The following is a 17,998-nucleotide window of genomic DNA, read 5'->3' on the forward strand; positions in this document are numbered from 1 at the left end:
GAGAAAGATACGAATGAGACTGTACAAGCAATTCAAACACAAGCATCATCAATTACAGAAATAACAAATCAATCCATGCAAATAAAGAAAAAAATTGAAGAACTAGAAGGATTGATTTCACAATTTAAAATTAAAGAATAAAAAATATATAAATCCAAATTAAAAAGCTGACATAAAAACCCTTTTCTTTTTAGGTGGGCGAGAGCGTCTGGCCATACGTAGAAGCAGTCTGCCACATGCGATGTTGAAACAAAGGGAGAAAGAAAGTAGCAGAATCTTTTCTTTCTGCATAGCAGCAATCTATATGTTGAAAAGTCAAAATGGATTTATATAAGAGACGGCTAATGAAAAAGCCCCAACTTTAAAAGGTATGAGCGTTTAAGTAGTGGGGGGCTGACAGTCGTCTCTTTTTTTACATTTTACCTTAAAGTTATTATATCGATAAAATATTGTGTGAGAATTTAAAGAGATTATTTATATTGATTAATATATTTGGTAACCTTTTCATTTAATGTTGCGAAAAACTCTGTAAATTCTGAACGAATTGTGTGAATGCTATTTACATGATGTAAAGAAAGCTTCTCATGTAAGAGAAATTCACCCTGATGTCCAAATACTTGTATATTTGCATTCATTTGCTCTGAATCTTCGTGTGTTGATACAAGGATGTAGTGAAATGCTTTTACAGGAATGGCATACGTTTTACAGTACCGATTGTTTCCACTTTGAGTTGTAATTTGAAATTGGAGAATTTCTTTGTTTATTGTAATGGACAATGTTGTTGTTTTTAACTTTGTGTCTGTGAACTGATCAAGTTCTTCAAGTTGCAGCTGAATTATAGTTTGATTTGTGAATTCGTGAATTTGTTCTTGGATTACTGGTTGAATTTGTAGCTCCATATAATAAATAATCTCCTTTTCTTTATGTACTATAACGTATAGAACAAAAGAATTTATATAAAAGTTTCAAGTAATACATAAGGTTAAGAATTTTTATTGTACCTTAAAGAGGATACATGATGATTTATTAAAAAACAATATAAATTAATATAACATTCAGTATTTTAAAAACTATATATTAATATTTTATGATATTCTATTGAGATAATTTTTTTTCGGTAGTAAAATGTTTTTAAGAATCTGCAAAAAAATAAAAATTTTGCAGGATAAAAGAAATTTTTAGCGAAATAAGTTAAAGTTTGAAATGAAAAAATATTTTTTATATGATAAGGATAAAGGTTAGTGAAAAGTAGGTGAATGTATGTCAGTAACATTTTATTCATACCCAAAATGTGGAACATGTCAAAAGGCAAAAAAATGGTTAGAAGCAAATGATGTAGCATATGAAATGGTTCATATTGTCGAAAATCCACCTTCTAAGGAGGAACTTCGTACTATATATGAAAATAGTGAATTACCATTAAAAAAATTCTTTAACACAAGTGGGATGCGTTACCGCGAGCTTGGGTTAAAAGACAAGCTAAAAGATGCAAGTGAAGAGGAAATGTTAGACATGCTCGCTTCTGATGGCATGTTAATCAAACGACCAATTGTAACAGGCGATAATGATGTAACGGTTGGCTTTAATGAAGAGCAATTTGAAAGCGTGTGGAAAAAGTACCAATAAGGTGCTTTTACATAATTAATACATTCATTGGAGGTACAGACATGAGCATTCCAAAACAATTACGTTACTCTGAAGAGCACGAGTGGGTACAAGTTGAAGGCAACCAAGTTATTATCGGTATTACAGATTTCGCACAACACGAATTAGGAGATATCGTATTCGTGGAACTTCCTGAAGTTGGTGCAGCAATTGCAGCTGACGAGCCATTCGGAAGCGTAGAGTCTGTTAAAACAGTTTCTGAACTATACGCACCTGTAGCAGGTAAAGTTGTAGCAGTAAACGAAGACTTAAATGACCAACCAGAGCTTGTTAACGAATCTCCATACGAAGGTGCATGGATGATTAAAGTTGAGCTTGAAGATGCAAGTCAAGTAGAAAAATTATTGACTGCAGAGCAATACGAAGAAATGATTAACCAAGACTAATTTAGAAAAGACAGCCGTGAGCTGTCTTTTTTATTTTTTAGAAACAAATTGGAGATTTTAGCACCCTCACATTCTGACCAAGCCGCTTCCGCTTTTCTATTGTCCAGTTCCAGCGGCTAGAACAGTCGGTCGTTTCGCGCCTTCCTACGAGGCAAAAAGCGCCTCTACGTCAGGAGCTCCAACGCGCTCCTGTTCTGAACGAGCCGCTTCCGCTTTTCTTGTGATCCAGCTCCAGCGGCTAGAACAGTCGGTCGTTTCGCGCCTTCCTACGAGGCAAAAAGCGCCTCTACGTCAGGAGCTCCAACGCGCTCCTGTTCTGACCAAGCTGCTTCCGCTTTTCTTGTGATCCAGCTCCAGCGGCTAGAATCTCCGGTCGTTTCGCTCTCTCGGTCGAAGTAAAAAGCACTTCTCGGTCGAGAGCTCCAACGCCCTGCGCTTCTGACCAAGCCCCTTCCGCTTTTCTTCACAAAAATAAACAGGAAACAACATTAAAATATCGAATATACTATATACTAAGGGTAAGGTTGTATCATAGTATATGGTGATCGGGTGATGCCAAATGGTCTATGTGGAAAAAGTAATTATTGTTGAAGGTAAATCAGATAAGAGAAAGATCGAAACGATTATTAGAGAACCGGTGGAAATTGTTTGTACAAATGGTACAATTGGTTTGTCGAAAATGGATGAACTCATTGACCAGTTGTATGATAAAGAAGTGTATGTTCTTGTGGACGCAGATGATGCAGGAGAGAAATTACGCAAACAGTTTCGCCGAGAATTTCCACATGCTGAACATATTTACATTGATCGTTCGTATCGAGAGGTTGCAACTGCACCGTCGTCTCATTTAGCGAACGTTTTATGGGGAGCTGACATTGACGTCTATACAGAATTTTTACGGTAAGGAAGGGTACAATGATTGATTGGACAGGACATGAAGCAACAGTTGCAGTTAGAGACCAAGATAAAGCAGTGTTATACGTATATACGCCAATGTGCGGTACGTGTCAGCTTGCAAAAAAAATGCTAACGGTTGTTGAGGCAGCGTTGCCTCATTTAGAAATTGGAATGCTAAATGTAAATTATGCACCGCATTTTGCGCGGGCGTATCAAATTGAAAGTGTTCCATGTTTGCTTGTATTTGAAAAGAATCAACTTGTAAAGAAAATATATGCATTTCAATCTGTGGAATATTTATATATGGAATTACAATAGGCGGCAAAAATTTTGCCGCCTCGACATATTTCTTGGGAAATAGTAAGAAATAAGTGGGTTTTCGTACAGCTTTTGTCGAGAGAATGGTACAGGAGAGCGCGTGATGAAAATGGAATGGTAATATGTAAAACGTGATATGGGGAGTGTGATAAAGATGAAATTGTATTCACTGCTTCAATCATTTGTAACATATGCCAATACGCAATATCACTTAGAACCACTATTACCACAATTCGAAAAGGTTGTTTGTTTTACTTTCCAAGATGAACGTTATTCATTGAATATTTCAAGAGAGAAAATTGAACTTATAAATGGTGCGGTGGAAACAGAAGAAATTGTTTGTTTTCAAGAAACAGATTTGAGATTGTTAATTACAGGACAAGTTCGCTTGCAGTCGCTATTGCGCCGAAATGCGATTACATACAGAGGGACATATCGAACGATGTTATTGGTAGAATCTGTATTTCATATTTGCAAACCGTTAAGAGTAGGTGCTTAAATTTCAGAAAGTTTATTTTTTGCTAAAAATTTCTGTTGACATCTATTTCTTGCGTTGATACAATTCAAAACATAAAATAACGAAAACTTCATAACGATAAAATCAGACGAAATTTATATCTGATTTTCTCTTATCAAGAGAGGTGGAGGGACTGTGCCCTGTGAAACCCGGCAACCGTCAACTTATGTTGAAATGGTGCCAATTCCTGCAAAGCGAATGCTTTGAGAGATGAGAGGAAAGGATAATAGTAATTTATGTATATAAACCTTTCTGCTCATTTTAAAGCAGAAAGGTTTTTTGTTGTTTCGGTGTAGGAGGACACTTGAACAACAAACCGTTTATATAGTAATAGCGGCAAGCCGCCTACGCTTTTTATAATCCAGCTTCAGCGGCTAGAATCTCCGGTCGTTTCGCTCTCTCGGTCGAAGTAAAAAAACACTTCTCGGTCGAGAGCTCCAACGTCCTGCGATTCTGAGCAAGCCGCTTACGCTTTTTAATTTAAAAGGGGTGACATCTATGATCATTTTAGAAAATGTAAAGAAAATATATCGCTCTAAACACGGTGATGTTACCGCTGTGGATGATGCGAATTTACAAATAGAAAAAGGCGAGGTTTTCGGGGTCATCGGCTATAGCGGTGCCGGAAAGAGTTCGTTAATTCGTTTGTTTAATCAATTGGAAAAACCGACGTCTGGAAAGATTAAGATCGGAGAGCGTGTGATTTCGGCAATTACAGGGAAGGAACTTCGAGAAGCACGTCAAGAAATTGGGATGATTTTTCAGCACTTCAACTTACTTTGGTCACGAACTGTTCGTGAAAATATTGCTTTCCCGCTTGAAATTGCTGGGGTGACAAAAGAGAAGCGAAATCAGCGCGTCGACGAATTAATTCGTCTTGTTGGTTTAGAAGGACGAGGAGATGCGTATCCATCTCAGTTAAGTGGTGGACAAAAGCAGCGCGTCGGTATTGCGAGAGCATTAGCAAATAATCCGAAAGTATTATTGTGCGATGAAGCAACGTCAGCATTAGATCCAGAAACGACAGATCAAATTTTAGATTTGCTTCTTGATATTAATAAGCGTCTCGGGTTAACAATTGTACTTATTACACATGAAATGCATGTTATTCAAAAAATTTGTAACCGCGTTGCTGTTATGGAAAAAGGAAAGATTGTTGAAAGCGGAAGCGTGTTGGATGTATTTCGTAATCCGCAGCAAGATATTACAAAGCGCTTCGTTAAACAAATAACAGATTCTGAAGATGCAGATGAAGCAATTGAGCATTTAGCAGAGAAATACCCAGAAGGTAAGGTTGTGAAACTGCAATTTATTGGCGATGCGGTAGAAAGACCAGTTTTACAGGAGTTAATGAAGCAAGATGGAGTGGAAGTGAGCATTCTGCAAGGGAATATTGCACAAACGACAAACGGGGCGTATGGAAGCTTAATTGTCCACTTAAATGGCGATGAAGATGTAGTTGCAAAAGCAATCGCAACGATTGAACAAGAGCAAGTCGAGCTGGAGGTGATTGCACATGGATAATCTATTTCAAAATGTCGATTGGGATACAATGCTAGAAGCTACTAGAGAAACGTTATATATGACGACAGTTGCCACACTGGCAACATTTGTATTAGGTCTTATTCTTGGATTATTATTGTTTCTTACAGGAAAAGATAATTTATGGGAGAACAAACCGGTCAATGTTGTAATTGGTGCGTTTGTGAATATTTTCCGTTCTATCCCGTTCATCATTTTAATTATTTTACTCATTCCATTTACGAAGTTTCTTCTAAGTACCATTCTTGGAGCAAGTGCTGCATTGCCAGCATTAATTGTTGGGGCAGCGCCGTTTTATGCGAGAATGGTTGAAATTGCGCTTCGTGAAATTGATAAAGGTGTCATTGAAGCATCGAAAGCGATGGGGGCAAAGACAAGTACAATTATTTTAAAAGTATTAATACCAGAAGCTTTTCCGGCGCTTATTTCAGGTATCACTGTAACGGCCATTGCACTGGTCGGTTATACGGCAATGGCTGGAGTGGTTGGTGCAGGCGGCCTTGGTACACTTGCTTATTTAGAGGGATTCCAGCGGGGCAATAGCGATGTAACTCTTATGGCAACAATTCTTGTGCTTGTGATCGTATTTATTATTCAAGTGCTTGGTGACTTCTTTACGAAGCGGCTTGATAAAAGATAAAGAAGAGTTTTCGTCTCAGACGAAGGCTTTCTATAAAATTACTATTTTGAATATTACAAAAAGAAAGGGCGTTATAACATGAAAAAGGTATTATTTTCAGCACTTATTGCTGTATTTGTATTTGCATTAGCTGCTTGTGGTAGCGGCGAAAAAGATAAGAAAACACTTGTAGTTGGTGCTTCTAACGTACCGCATGCGGTTATTTTAGAAAAAGCGAAACCACTATTAGAGAAAAAAGGTATTACATTAAAAATTAAAAAATTCCAGGACTATGTACTACCAAACGAAACGTTAGCTAGTAAAGATTTGGATGCAAACTATTTCCAACACATTCCGTATTTAGAGAAAGAAATGAAAGATAAAAAATATGATTTTGAAGTAGCAGGGAAAATTCATTTAGAGCCAATCGGTGTATATTCTCAAAAGTATAAAAGCTTAAAAGACCTTCCAGACGGAGCAACAATCATTATGAGTAACTCTGTTGCTGACCATGGACGTGGGTTAGCAATTTTACAAAAAGAGGGTATTTTAAAAATTAAAGACGGTGTAGAACCTGTTAAAGCAACTTTAAAAGATATTGCGGAAAATCCGAAACACTTGAAGTTCAAAACAGACATTGAGCCTGGTTTATTACCGCAAGTGTATAACAATAAAGAAGGCGATGCAGTTTTAATTAACTCAAACTATGCGATTGATGCGAAATTAAATCCAGACAAAGATGCAATTGCAATTGAAGGTAAGGATTCTCCATATGCAAACGTAGTTGTTGTTCGTAAAGGGGATAAAGATAAGAAAGAAATTAAAGCACTTGTAGAAGTATTACATTCAAAAGAAATTCAAGATTTTATTACAAAAGAATACAAAGGAGCTGTGCTTCCTGTAAGTGAATAAGGTGAAAAAAGGGCTGGGATTTCTTAGCCCTTTTTTCTTTATATAATTAGGAAGAAAGGTGTATCATAATATAATGTGCAGAAAATTCCTGTTCGTATTTGTAGAAAAATTGTTACATTTTTTCAGCGTTTGCGATATCATTTTATTTGATATAAAATTAGAATGAGAATAAAATGAGAATGTGAACGTTTTAGGAATTTTTAAAATGTATATAGAGAATTATTGGAGGTATTGAGATGGCGGGTTCTACATTAACGATTAAAGATTTACATGTATCAATTGATGGCAAAGAAATTTTAAAAGGTGTAAACCTTGAAGTAAAAGGTGGAGAAATCCATGCAATCATGGGACCTAACGGAACAGGTAAATCAACTTTATCTTCTGCAATTATGGGTCACCCAAAATATGAAGTAACACAAGGTAGCATCATCATCGACGGTGAAGATGTATTAGAAATGGAAGTAGATGAGCGTGCACAAGCTGGTCTATTCCTAGCAATGCAATATCCAAGTGAAATTAGCGGAGTAACAAATGCTGACTTCTTACGTTCTGCAATTAATGCACGTCGCGAAGAAGGCGATGAAATTTCTCTTATGAAATTTATCCGTACATTAGATAAAAATATGGAATTCCTAGAAATGGATCCAGCAATGGCACAACGTTATTTAAATGAAGGTTTCTCTGGCGGTGAGAAAAAACGTAACGAAATTCTTCAATTAATGATGATTCAGCCGAAAATTGCAATCTTAGATGAAATCGACTCTGGTCTTGATATCGATGCATTAAAAGTTGTATCTAAAGGTATTAACGAAATGCGCGGCGAAGATTTCGGTTGCTTAATGATTACTCACTACCAACGTTTATTAAACTACATTACTCCAGATCATGTACACGTTATGATGAATGGTCGTATTGTGAAATCTGGCGGTCCTGAGCTTGCACACCGTTTAGAAGCTGAAGGTTATGACTGGATTAAAAAAGAACTAGGTATCGAAGACGAAACAGAAGAGCAAGAAGCGTAAGAGAGGAGCAATAAACATGACAATTGGTACATTACCTTTCGATCAAGATTCTATCCGTCAATTTGCAAGCGAAGCGAATGAAGCTGCTTGGTTGACTGAGTTCCGCTTACAAGCTCTTGCAAAGGCAACTGAACTTCCAATGCCAACGCCAGATAAAACAAAAATTGATAAATGGGATTTTATCGGCAAAGGTAAAACTGTAAAGCAAGAGCCTGTGAGTTCTTTAGAAGAACTTCCAGAAGCAGTGAAAAATATAATTGATGAAAATAATAACGTACTTGTACAGCGCAGCGGTACAACTGCATTCGTTTCTTTATCAGAAGAAGCAAAAACAAAAGGCGTTATTTTTACAGATATCGTAACAGCTGCAACTGAGCATGCTGAATTAGTGCAAAAGTATTTAATGAAAGATGGCGTGAAAGTTGACGAGCATCGCTTAACAGCTCTTCATGCTGCACTGATCAACGGCGGTGCGTTCGTATACGTTCCGAAAAACGTTGTTCTTGAAACACCGCTTCAAGCTGTATTCTTAGTAGACGGCGAAGAAGCAAACGTTTATAACCACGTATTATTTGTTGCAGATGCAAATAGTTCTGCAACATATGTAGAAAACTACGTGGCAAATGAAACTGTTACAGGTATCGCAAATATCGTGGCAGAAGTTATTGTAGAACAAGGCGCACAAGTGAAATTTGGTGCGGTTGACTTATTAGCGAAAGACGTGACATCTTACGTAAACCGCCGCGGCGTAGTTGGACGAGACGGACGTCTTGAGTGGGCATTAGGTCTTATGAACGATGGAAATACAATTTCTGAGAACGTAACGAACTTAATGGGCGACGGTTCATTTGCTGATACAAAAACAGTAACAATCGGCCGTGGCAACCAAACACAAAACTTTACAACAAAAGTTGTTCACTTCGGTAAACACTCTGAAGGTTTCATCTTAAAACACGGTGTTCAAAAAGATAGTGCAACATCTATCTTTAACGGAATTGGTAAAATTGAGCACGGTGCATCTAAATCAAATGCACAGCAATCTTCTCGCGTTCTTATGTTAAATGAAAAAGCACGCGGTGATGCAAACCCAATTCTTTTAATCGATGAAGACGATGTAATGGCAGGTCACGCAGCTTCTGTAGGACGCGTAGATCCTACACAACTATACTACTTAATGAGCCGTGGTATTCCGAAGAAAGAAGCAGAACGTCTAGTCATCCATGGATTCTTAGCACCTGTAGTAAATGAGCTTCCAATCGAAGGAGTAAAAGCACAGCTTGTTGAGGTAATCGAAAGGAAAGTTCGCTAATGGATATTCATGAAATACGCAAACAGTTTCCAATTCTTGATCAAAAAGTAAACGGCAAACAACTTGTTTATTTCGACAGTGCGGCAACTTCTCAAAAACCGATTCAAGTTATTGAAACGTTAGAACATTACTATAAAGAGTACAATTCAAACGTGCATCGCGGTGTTCATACGCTCGGTACGAAAGCAACCGATGCGTATGAAGGCGCACGTGAGAAAGTTCGTAAGTTTATTAATGCGAAATCGATGGAAGAAATTATTTTTACACGCGGTACAACAACGGCGTTAAATACAGTTGCGGCAAGTTATGGTATGGAAAATGTAAAAGAAGGCGATGAAATTGTCATCTCTTACATGGAGCACCATAGTAATATCATTCCTTGGCAACAAGTTGCGAAGAAAACAGGCGCAACGTTAAAATATCTTCCGCTTCAAGAAGACGGAACAATCTCATTAGAAGATGTTCGTCAAACGATTACGCCAAATACGAAAATCGTTTCTATCATGTATGTGTCAAACGTACTTGGAACGATTAACCCTATAAAAGAAATTGCAGAAATCGCACATCAAAACGGTGCAATTATGGTCGTTGATGGTGCACAAAGTACACCGCATATGAAAGTGGATGTACAAGATTTAAACTGTGATTTTTACACTTTATCCGCTCATAAAATGTGCGGGCCTACAGGTATTGGCGTATTATATGGTAAGAAGGAATTGCTTAACAATATGGAGCCAATTGAATTTGGCGGTGAAATGATCGATTTCGTAGATTTACAAGAATCTACGTGGAAAGAGCTTCCGTGGAAATTCGAAGCAGGTACACCGATTATTGCGAATGCAATCGGACTTGGATCGGCGATTGATTTCTTAGAAGAAATCGGTCTTGACAATATTGAAAAGCATGAACATGAATTAGCGCAGTATGCTTTAGAAAGACTATCAGAAGTAGACGGTGTTACAATTTATGGTCCAAAAAAACGTGCCGGTCTTATTACATTTAATATTGATGAAGTACATCCGCATGATGTGGCAACAGTATTAGATGTAGAAGGGATTGCGGTTCGTGCCGGTCATCACTGTGCACAGCCGTTAATGAAGTGGCTAAAAGCTTCTTCTACAGCACGTGCAAGTTTCTATTTATATAATACAAAAGAAGAAATTGATACATTTGTCGAAGCGCTGACGAAAACAAAGGAGTATTTCACAAATGTCATTTAATAATTTAGATACATTATATCGCCAAGTTATTATGGATCATTACAAAAATCCACGTAACCATGGTGTATTAGAAGATAGTGTTACGGTGAATTTGAACAACCCTACTTGCGGCGATCGCATTCAACTTACGATGAAAGTAGAAGACGGGATTGTACAAGAAGCGAAGTTTGAAGGAGAAGGTTGTTCCATCTCCATGTCTTCCGCTTCTATGATGACGCAAGCAGTAAAAGGAAAGAAAATTGAAGAAGCGCTTCAGCTTTCGAAAATTTTCTCTGATATGATGCTAGGAAAAGAGTATGATGACAGCATTGATTTAGGAGATATTGAAGCATTACAAGGCGTATGCAAATTTCCAGCGCGTATTAAGTGTGCAACATTAGCTTGGAAAGCGTTAGAAAAAGGCTTGAACGAAGAAAAGTAATGCAGATCACTTCCTAAAATAGAGGTTATCCAAGGAGGGACATACGAACATGGCGAAGCAGCTGCCAGATATCGGCGATTATAAATATGGTTTCAAAGATAAAGACGTTTCGATTTTCCGTGCTGAGCGCGGTTTAACAAAAGAAATCGTAGAAGAGATTTCACGTATGAAAGAAGAACCACAGTGGATGTTAGACTTCCGTTTAAAATCTCTGGATCACTTCTATGAAATGCCAATGCCACAATGGGGCGGAGACTTAAATGATTTAAACTTTGATGAAATTACGTACTATGTAAAACCATCTGAGAAATCTGAGAAGTCTTGGGATGAAGTACCTGATGAAATTAAAGCAACATTTGATAAATTAGGTATTCCAGAAGCAGAGCAAAAATATTTAGCGGGTGTATCTGCACAGTACGAATCTGAAGTTGTATACCACAACATGAAAGAAGACCTAGAAGCACTAGGAATCGTCTTCAAAGATACAGATAGCGCATTAAAAGAGAACGAAGATATTTTCCGTGAGCATTTCGGAAAAGTAATTCCACCAACAGACAACAAATTTTCAGCGTTAAACTCTGCAGTTTGGTCTGGTGGATCATTCATCTACGTTCCAAAAGGTGTAAAAGTTGATACACCACTTCAAGCGTATTTCCGTATTAACTCTGAAAATATGGGACAATTCGAACGTACGCTTATTATCGTAGACGAAGGCGCGCACGTACACTATGTAGAAGGTTGTACAGCACCTGTTTACACAACAAACTCACTTCACAGTGCGGTAGTAGAAATCATCATTAAGAAAGATGCATATTGCCGTTATACAACAATCCAAAACTGGGCGAACAACGTATACAACCTAGTTACAAAACGTGCAGTTTGTGAAGCAAACGCAACGATGGAATGGATTGACGGTAACATCGGATCAAAATTAACGATGAAATACCCAGCTGTTATCTTAAAAGGCGAAGGCGCTCGCGGTTTAACATTATCAATCGCGATTGCTGGTAAAGGCCAACACCAAGATGCTGGTGCGAAAATGATTCACTTAGCACCAAATACATCTTCAACAATCGTTTCTAAATCGATTGCAAAACATGGTGGTAAAGTAACGTACCGTGGTATCGTACACTTCGGACCAAAAGCGACAAACTCTCGCTCTAACATTGAGTGTGACACATTAATTATGGATAACCAATCTACATCTGATACAATTCCTTACAACGAGATCAAAAACGATCACGTTTCACTTGAGCATGAAGCGAAAGTATCAAAAGTATCAGAAGAACAATTATTCTACCTAATGAGCCGCGGTATTTCTGAGCAAGAAGCAACAGAAATGATCGTAATGGGCTTCATCGAGCCATTCACTCGCGAACTTCCAATGGAGTACGCAGTAGAAATGAACCGCCTAATCAAGTTTGAGATGGAAGGTAGTATTGGATAAGGCGTCCCAACTCCTTAAATAATACCCTTCAATATTTTGAGGAAAATACGTGTCTGTAGTGACTTTCACCTTTGCGTGCTTAAGTCGCTCGGACACGTATTTTATTTTTGGCGAAGTTTTCTTATTTCCGTTTTTAGTTTGTTTTATTTGTTTTTTATTATATTAAAATAATTGAACGGAAAAGAGGGAATATATGATATAATTTTCCTAAAAAAGGAGGCGAGTTTTTTGAAATTTTTAAATCATGTTAAAGCAACAAAATTTCTAGTATGTCTATCGGTTGGTTTATGCACTATTAATTATTCATCTCTTTCTTTTGCTGAAACACAAACAAGTAATTCAGCTAATGCACCAAAACAAGCTATTGATATTGATACTGGCATAGGAAATTTAAAGTATGATAGTAGAGATATTTTAGCAGTAAATGGTGATAAGGTAGAGAGTTTTGTTCCGAAAGAAGGTACAAATTCAAATGGTAAATTTGTAGTAGTTGAACGTGAGAAAAAATCACTTACAACTTCACCAGTGGATATTTCAATTATTGATTCTGTGGCTAATCGTACTTATCCAGGGGCAGTACAACTTGCAAATAAAGCTTTTGCAGATAATCAACCTAGTTTATTAGTGGCTAAGAGAAAACCCTTGAATATTAGTATAGACTTACCTGGCATGAGAAAAGAGAATACAATTACTGTCCAAAATCCTACATATGGTAATGTGTCTGGAGCAGTAGATGAGTTAGTATCTACTTGGAATGAAAAGTATTCAAAAACAAATACGTTACCTGCAAGAATGCAGTATACAGAATCTATGGTTTATAGTAAATCTCAAATCGCAAGTGCTCTTAATGTTAACGCTAAGTATCTTGATAATTCACTGAACATTGACTTTAATGCTGTTGCAAATGGAGAGAAAAAAGTGATGGTTGCGGCATATAAGCAAATCTTTTATACAGTAAGTGCAGAACAGCCAAACAATCCATCAGACCTTTTTGATAATAGCGTTACGTTTGACGAGTTAACTCGTAAAGGAGTAAGTAATGCGGCTCCGCCTGTTATGGTGTCAAATGTAGCTTATGGTAGAACAGTTTATGTGAAATTAGAAACATCATCTAAGAGCAAAGATGTACAAGCTGCCTTTAAAGCACTACTTAAGAATAACAGCGTCGAAGCGAGTGGACAGTACAAAGATATTTTTGAAGACAGTACCTTTACTGCTGTAGTATTAGGCGGAGATGCAAAAGAGCATAACAAGGTTGTTACAAAAGATTTTAACGAAATCCGAAATATCATTAAAGATAATGCAGAATTAAGCTCTAAAAATCCAGCATATCCAATTTCATATACTAGCACTTTCTTAAAAGATAATGCGGTTGCTGCTGTTCATAACAATACAGATTATGTTGAGACTACAACTACAGAATATTCTAGTGCGAAAATGACGCTTGATCATTACGGTGCATATGTTGCTCAATTTGATGTATCTTGGGATGAATTCTCATATGATGAAAATGGAAAAGAAGTACTAACCCATAAAACTTGGGATGGAAACAACAGAGACAGAACGGCTCATTTCAATACAGTTATCCCACTTCCACCAAATTCAAAAAATGTAAAAGTCGTAGCGAGAGAATGTACGGGCCTTGCATGGGAATGGTGGAGAACTGTTATTAATGAACAAAATGTTCCATTAACAAATGAAATCAAAATTTGGATTAGCGGAACGACATTATACCCAACCTCTAATATTAGTTATAATTAAAGGTGGAAGCGCCCTGTTTACAGGGCGCTTTTTATTTGGCCGAAAATATATCGGCGATTTTTGCGATATATCGGCGCAAATAGGACGTTTATCGGCGACTTTTAAAATATATCGGCGCTTCGACATGATATAAAGACCATTCGACAATGTTTGACATACAAAAAGCCCTTAACTTTTAGAGAAGAAACTTTTGCTTTTTCCTTCAATGAGAGTACAATGTAAAATAGCAAGAAAAGACGAAAAGTATTTACAGGATTCAAGCTTATATATAGCGTAAACAAGAAGTATGGAATTGAGAGGAGGTTTTTTCTCTGCAAGAAGTTACAATTCATCTTTATCATACGAATGATATACATAGTCATTTTGAAAATTGGCCGCAAATTTCTCGTTTTGTGTTAGAAGAGAAAAAGCGTCGTCTTGCTGCTGGTGAAGCGGTCTTTACATTAGATATTGGCGATCATGTTGATCGTTTTCATATGATTTCTGAGGCAACGGGTGGAAAAGGAAATGTACGTCTTTTAAATGAGGCATTGTACGATTATGTAACAATTGGGAACAATGAAGGAATTACACTTGCGAAAGAGCAGTTGGATCATCTCTATGACGATGCCAATTTTGAAGTGCTTGTTGCCAATTTATTTGAAAGTGATCAAACTCGTCCGAAGTGGGCAAAACCATATGTACTGCAGACGCTTGATAACGGGATTACCGTTGCATTTATAGGTTTAACAGTCGCATATCCTGATTTTTATGCGAAGCTAGATTGGCATATTGAAGATCCGTATTTGCATTTAGAAGCCGTTTTAGAAGAGGTGCGTTCGCAGGCAGATGTTATTGTTGTCTTGTCTCATTTAGGGAAAAATGCTGATGAATACATGGCGGAGCATTATGACATAGATGTTATTTTAGGCGCACATACTCACCATTTATTTGAACGAGGTGTGTTGATGAATGAAACACTTCTTTGCTGCGGAGAGAAGTGGGGACATTATGTCGGACATGTACAAATAACAGTGGATTTAGAGACAAAGAAAGTGACGAAAAAAGATGGACGGGCCATTAATACGAAGCGATTAGGCGCATACGGGGGCTCTCATATTTTATTAGAAGAGCTTGAACAAGAGAGTAAGCTCATTATGGCAGAGCCTGTTGTAAGCTTAAAAGAGTCGTTAGAAATGGATTGGTTTCAAGAAATGAAATTTGCTCATATGCTTGCTGAGTCCCTCAAAGAATGGTGCGATGCTGAAATCGGTATGGTAAATGCGGGGGTATTACTTGAAGGACTACAAGAAGGTGTTGTTACGCGAGGAGATATTCATCGCATTTGTCCACATCCAATTAACCCGTGCCGTTTGCAGGTGACAGGGAAAACGCTTCGGGAGGTAATCTTGAAGGCGCGTCGTCCAAGCATGGAGCAGCTTGAAGTAAAAGGTTTAGGGTTCCGCGGAAAAGTTATGGGGAAAATGATATATGCAGGTGTTGAAGTGATTCCAGATACGATTCCGAATAATAAAATATTACTTGAAGATGTCGTGATTGGCGGAGAATCATTGAACCTAGAACGAACTTACACAGTTGGGACGATTGATATGTTCACATTCGGCTATTTGTATCCAGAGCTTGCAGTTGTATCAGAAAAAGAATATTATATGCCAGAACTACTCCGTGATGTTTTGACAAATACATTACGGACATATGCATCATCTGTAAAATTATAGCTTACTGCGTTGGAATATTCACATTCATTTTTCTCTTTTCATACAGATAAAGAGAGAGGAGTGTGAACTATGGTTAATGTAGAACCAATTATAATAAATGAACATACGTTTATAGCAGTGAGTGTACAGCTTCCGAAAACAAATCTGTTAGCTGTTAAGAGCGACAAAGGGTATATTATGTGCGGTGCGCTAGATGTGGCGCTATTAAATGAAAAGTTAAGCGATCGCGGCATTCTTGCGGGGCGTGCAGTTGGGGTTAGAACTATTGAGCAGTTGTTAGAAGCACCCCTTGAATCGGTTACGGTTGAAGCAGAGAGATTAGGAATTACAGCTGGTACAATTGGAAAAGAAGCATTGTTAAAAATGATTTAATATATCGTCCCTCTTTTTTGCATATACATGTGTAAGAAGGAGGGATTTTGTTATGCGTGCGTTTCGTCCCCGAACTTCTCGATTTCGGAAAGGACCATTGCCATTTCGTTACGTATTGCTTATTTCATTTGCTATTTTTATTTTGCTTACCTTACAAGGCTTGTGGCTTGTGAATAAAAGCATTCGACCAACGTTAATGAAGTATGCAGAAATGCAAACGAAGCGGACTGCGACAGTTGTGATGACGAAGGCAGTGAAAGATAGGGTTGCACAAGGCATCGATGTTGATTCATTAATGAAAGTGCAAACTGATAAGAACGGAAAAGTTTCTACAATGGATTTAAATACAGAAGTAGTTAATAAGATTTTAACGTCGACAACAGCAGACATAGAAGAATATTTACACCGAGTTGAAAAAGGAGATACGAAAGCGTTAGGATTATCAGAAGATGACGGAACTGCACTATCTGTTCCGCTCGGAAGAATTACGGATAATGCGTTGCTCGGTAATATCGGACCAAATATTCCCATTACGTTTACAACAATTGGTCATGTATCGACAAACATTAAACAAGATTTCCAGCAGCAAGGAATTAACAATACGGCGATTAAAATTGTGATGGAAATTGAAGTGGCCCTTCAGGTGATTATTCCGTTTCATACAAAAGAAGTAACTGTGAAGCAAGACATTCCAATCGCCACGCGCATTGTTCAAGGTGAGGTGCCCGGTTATTACGGGGGCGGAGGAGTTGTTGTCCCAGAAAAGAATGAGAAAAAAGCGGCTAACTGAAATGAGCCGCTTTTTTTAAATCATTTTTTCTTGGAGTTCATTCGTTCTTTTCGTTCCCATAAGCTTAAATGCATATATGGATCAAATGCCCATTCTGTATAGCCATTATCTTTATATAATCCAAAATGCAAGTGAGGGGGGAATTTACCAGCTGTTCCAGGAGGGCCGTAGCCAGTACTGCCGACAAATCCAAGAACGGTTCCGGGTTCAATGATTTGTCCAAGCTGTATTTCTTTTGAGAATCCGCCTAAATGTGCGTAATAATGGTAGTTGTTGTAGAGGTCGCGAATACCGATGCGCCAGCCGCCAAGGCGATTCCATCCTTTCGTTTCAATAATGCCATAGCAAGTAGAACGAACAGGTACACCATGCCCGGCGAAAATATCTGTCCCCTCATGCATACGCCGTCCGCCGAAGCTTCGTTTCGCACCAAATGTGCTGCGGTAGCTATGGTTACTGTGAATGGGCAAGGGGAAGGCATTTCCTTCTAAATCAATTCGATTGTACTGTTTATACATACGGGCATATCCTAATATTAACTCTACTGTTTTTGACCGCTGATAATATTCCCACAGCATAATTTTTAATTGGTCCCGATTTGCCCCTTGTTTTCCTATTATGGTAGCCATTGTGTAGAGAACATCTTTTTCATTATTTGCATCTGCTAATCCATCGGCGTTTCCATCTAAGCCCATGCCTCCAAATAAGGAGATTGTATAAGGCTTTGTATCATGTAAGTTTGGATTAGCTGGGCCAGCCCATATTTCTGGTTTGAAATAAATTGAAATCGTAGCATCTGGCTTTTTCGGAATATCGCGGCGTACAGAACGAATATTGCGCTCGTACTGATCAATGGCAGCGAAGTAGTACCATGGAACAAGAGAGACGGTTTCCATTTCTTTGTATAATGTCATTCGCTTCTTATATATATCTTGCTTGTTTTCTTCTCCGTACACAATATTCGCTTGAAGAAGAAAATAAATAAAAAGCAAAAGGAAAAGTTTTCGATGCACGGTAGTAAGCTCCTTTCCGAATCACTACCTTTAGTGTGAGATATACACGATATTTCATTATAAGTAATA

At 37.8% G+C, this 17,998-nt stretch carries 20 protein-coding genes and 1 riboswitch; of the genes, 17 read left to right on the forward strand and 3 right to left on the reverse strand.

Features of this window, described 5'->3' with window-relative positions; translation table 11 throughout:
- Positions 1–470: 470 nt before the first annotated feature.
- A complete protein-coding gene (locus Q9306_RS11940; RefSeq protein ID WP_306198618.1) occupies positions 471–899 on the reverse strand; it encodes a DUF3978 family protein in 429 nt (142 codons plus the stop codon).
- Between the two features lie 361 nt (positions 900–1,260).
- Between Q9306_RS11940 and Q9306_RS11945 the strand changes: the two genes are divergently transcribed.
- Complete coding sequence (locus Q9306_RS11945; RefSeq protein ID WP_306198620.1) at positions 1,261–1,626, forward strand: arsenate reductase family protein; 366 nt, start codon at positions 1,261–1,263, stop codon at positions 1,624–1,626.
- Between the two features lie 41 nt (positions 1,627–1,667).
- A complete protein-coding gene (gene gcvH, locus Q9306_RS11950; protein ID WP_306198622.1) occupies positions 1,668–2,051 on the forward strand; it encodes a glycine cleavage system protein GcvH in 384 nt (127 codons plus the stop codon).
- Between the two features lie 266 nt (positions 2,052–2,317).
- Here gcvH and Q9306_RS11955 read toward each other — a convergent pair whose 3' ends face one another.
- Positions 2,318–2,497: a hypothetical protein gene (locus Q9306_RS11955; protein ID WP_306198624.1), complete on the reverse strand. Its 180-nt coding sequence runs from the start codon at positions 2,495–2,497 to the stop codon at positions 2,318–2,320.
- 113 nt (positions 2,498–2,610) lie between these two features.
- Between Q9306_RS11955 and Q9306_RS11960 the strand changes: the two genes are divergently transcribed.
- From Q9306_RS11960 to yunB, 15 genes are all read left to right on the forward strand, one after another.
- On the forward strand, positions 2,611–2,955 hold the full coding sequence (locus Q9306_RS11960; protein ID WP_028411342.1) for a toprim domain-containing protein: 345 nt from the start codon (positions 2,611–2,613) through the stop codon (positions 2,953–2,955).
- Positions 2,956–2,966: 11 nt separating this feature from the next.
- Positions 2,967–3,266: a thioredoxin family protein gene (locus Q9306_RS11965; RefSeq protein ID WP_306198626.1), complete on the forward strand. Its 300-nt coding sequence runs from the start codon at positions 2,967–2,969 to the stop codon at positions 3,264–3,266.
- Between the two features lie 154 nt (positions 3,267–3,420).
- Positions 3,421–3,765: a hypothetical protein gene (locus tag Q9306_RS11970; protein ID WP_306198629.1), complete on the forward strand. Its 345-nt coding sequence runs from the start codon at positions 3,421–3,423 to the stop codon at positions 3,763–3,765.
- 127 nt (positions 3,766–3,892) lie between these two features.
- Positions 3,893–4,000, forward strand: a riboswitch (SAM riboswitch).
- Positions 4,001–4,281: 281 nt separating this feature from the next.
- Positions 4,282–5,307: a methionine ABC transporter ATP-binding protein gene (locus Q9306_RS11975; RefSeq protein ID WP_306198631.1), complete on the forward strand. Its 1,026-nt coding sequence runs from the start codon at positions 4,282–4,284 to the stop codon at positions 5,305–5,307.
- Complete coding sequence (locus tag Q9306_RS11980; protein ID WP_306198634.1) at positions 5,300–5,965, forward strand: methionine ABC transporter permease; 666 nt, start codon at positions 5,300–5,302, stop codon at positions 5,963–5,965. Before Q9306_RS11975 ends, Q9306_RS11980 begins: the two co-directional genes overlap by 8 nt.
- Positions 5,966–6,043: 78 nt before the next feature.
- Positions 6,044–6,856 (forward strand): methionine ABC transporter substrate-binding lipoprotein MetQ, encoded by an 813-nt coding sequence (metQ, locus tag Q9306_RS11985; protein ID WP_306198636.1) that lies wholly within the window; start codon positions 6,044–6,046, stop codon positions 6,854–6,856.
- Positions 6,857–7,092: 236 nt separating this feature from the next.
- Entirely contained in the window at positions 7,093–7,878 is a 786-nt protein-coding gene (sufC, locus tag Q9306_RS11990; RefSeq protein ID WP_090916120.1) for a Fe-S cluster assembly ATPase SufC, read from the forward strand.
- A 16-nt stretch (positions 7,879–7,894) separates the two neighbouring features.
- Positions 7,895–9,187, forward strand: a complete 1,293-nt coding sequence (gene sufD, locus Q9306_RS11995) for a Fe-S cluster assembly protein SufD (protein ID WP_306198638.1) — start codon at positions 7,895–7,897, stop codon at positions 9,185–9,187.
- Positions 9,187–10,407 carry a cysteine desulfurase SufS gene (gene sufS / locus Q9306_RS12000; RefSeq protein WP_306198640.1) on the forward strand — a complete coding sequence of 407 codons (1,221 nt, stop codon included), beginning with the start codon at positions 9,187–9,189 and terminating at the stop codon, positions 10,405–10,407. The genes sufD and sufS overlap by 1 nt, the downstream gene beginning before the upstream one ends.
- On the forward strand, positions 10,397–10,828 hold the full coding sequence (gene sufU / locus Q9306_RS12005) for a Fe-S cluster assembly sulfur transfer protein SufU (protein ID WP_035433100.1): 432 nt from the start codon (positions 10,397–10,399) through the stop codon (positions 10,826–10,828). Before sufS ends, sufU begins: the two co-directional genes overlap by 11 nt.
- Before the next feature lie 49 nt (positions 10,829–10,877).
- The gene (gene sufB / locus Q9306_RS12010; RefSeq protein WP_020063240.1) at positions 10,878–12,275 is read left to right on the forward strand and encodes a Fe-S cluster assembly protein SufB; all 1,398 of its coding nucleotides are present in this window, start codon (positions 10,878–10,880) and stop codon (positions 12,273–12,275) included.
- Between the two features lie 228 nt (positions 12,276–12,503).
- On the forward strand, positions 12,504–14,036 hold the full coding sequence (locus Q9306_RS12015; protein WP_306198643.1) for a thiol-activated cytolysin family protein: 1,533 nt from the start codon (positions 12,504–12,506) through the stop codon (positions 14,034–14,036).
- A gap of 326 nt (positions 14,037–14,362) precedes the next feature.
- Positions 14,363–15,754 (forward strand): bifunctional metallophosphatase/5'-nucleotidase, encoded by a 1,392-nt coding sequence (locus tag Q9306_RS12020; protein ID WP_306198818.1) that lies wholly within the window; start codon positions 14,363–14,365, stop codon positions 15,752–15,754.
- Between the two features lie 69 nt (positions 15,755–15,823).
- Positions 15,824–16,126, forward strand: a complete 303-nt coding sequence (locus tag Q9306_RS12025) for a YunC family protein (RefSeq protein WP_306198645.1) — start codon at positions 15,824–15,826, stop codon at positions 16,124–16,126.
- 52 nt (positions 16,127–16,178) lie between these two features.
- Positions 16,179–16,916: a sporulation protein YunB gene (yunB, locus tag Q9306_RS12030; RefSeq protein WP_306198647.1), complete on the forward strand. Its 738-nt coding sequence runs from the start codon at positions 16,179–16,181 to the stop codon at positions 16,914–16,916.
- A gap of 20 nt (positions 16,917–16,936) precedes the next feature.
- Here the strand turns inward: yunB and Q9306_RS12035 are convergent, their stop codons facing one another.
- Complete coding sequence (locus Q9306_RS12035) at positions 16,937–17,929, reverse strand: M23 family metallopeptidase (protein WP_306198649.1); 993 nt, start codon at positions 17,927–17,929, stop codon at positions 16,937–16,939.
- Positions 17,930–17,998 lie beyond the last annotated feature (69 nt).

The organism is Bacillus multifaciens, assembly GCF_030756675.1.
Lineage (GTDB): Bacteria > Bacillota > Bacilli > Bacillales > Bacillaceae_G > Bacillus_A > Bacillus_A multifaciens.

What these genes read in the sequence shown, in the direction of transcription:
- metQ (WP_306198636.1), top strand. Translation starts at nt 6,044, where the DNA reads ATGAAAAAGGTATTATTTTCAGCACTTATTGCTGTATTTGTATTTGCA.
- gcvH (WP_306198622.1), top strand. Translation starts at nt 1,668, where the DNA reads ATGAGCATTCCAAAACAATTACGTTACTCTGAAGAGCACGAGTGGGTA.
- Q9306_RS12025 (WP_306198645.1), top strand. Translation starts at nt 15,824, where the DNA reads ATGGTTAATGTAGAACCAATTATAATAAATGAACATACGTTTATAGCA.
- sufD (WP_306198638.1), top strand. Translation starts at nt 7,895, where the DNA reads ATGACAATTGGTACATTACCTTTCGATCAAGATTCTATCCGTCAATTT.
- Q9306_RS11945 (WP_306198620.1), top strand. Translation starts at nt 1,261, where the DNA reads ATGTCAGTAACATTTTATTCATACCCAAAATGTGGAACATGTCAAAAG.
- Q9306_RS11980 (WP_306198634.1), top strand. Translation starts at nt 5,300, where the DNA reads ATGGATAATCTATTTCAAAATGTCGATTGGGATACAATGCTAGAAGCT.
- yunB (WP_306198647.1), top strand. Translation starts at nt 16,179, where the DNA reads ATGCGTGCGTTTCGTCCCCGAACTTCTCGATTTCGGAAAGGACCATTG.
- sufS (WP_306198640.1), top strand. Translation starts at nt 9,187, where the DNA reads ATGGATATTCATGAAATACGCAAACAGTTTCCAATTCTTGATCAAAAA.
- Q9306_RS11970 (WP_306198629.1), top strand. Translation starts at nt 3,421, where the DNA reads ATGAAATTGTATTCACTGCTTCAATCATTTGTAACATATGCCAATACG.
- Q9306_RS11940 (WP_306198618.1), bottom strand. Translation starts at nt 899, where the DNA reads ATGGAGCTACAAATTCAACCAGTAATCCAAGAACAAATTCACGAATTC.
- sufU (WP_035433100.1), top strand. Translation starts at nt 10,397, where the DNA reads ATGTCATTTAATAATTTAGATACATTATATCGCCAAGTTATTATGGAT.
- Q9306_RS11975 (WP_306198631.1), top strand. Translation starts at nt 4,282, where the DNA reads ATGATCATTTTAGAAAATGTAAAGAAAATATATCGCTCTAAACACGGT.
- sufC (WP_090916120.1), top strand. Translation starts at nt 7,093, where the DNA reads ATGGCGGGTTCTACATTAACGATTAAAGATTTACATGTATCAATTGAT.
- Q9306_RS11960 (WP_028411342.1), top strand. Translation starts at nt 2,611, where the DNA reads ATGGTCTATGTGGAAAAAGTAATTATTGTTGAAGGTAAATCAGATAAG.
- sufB (WP_020063240.1), top strand. Translation starts at nt 10,878, where the DNA reads ATGGCGAAGCAGCTGCCAGATATCGGCGATTATAAATATGGTTTCAAA.
- Q9306_RS11965 (WP_306198626.1), top strand. Translation starts at nt 2,967, where the DNA reads ATGATTGATTGGACAGGACATGAAGCAACAGTTGCAGTTAGAGACCAA.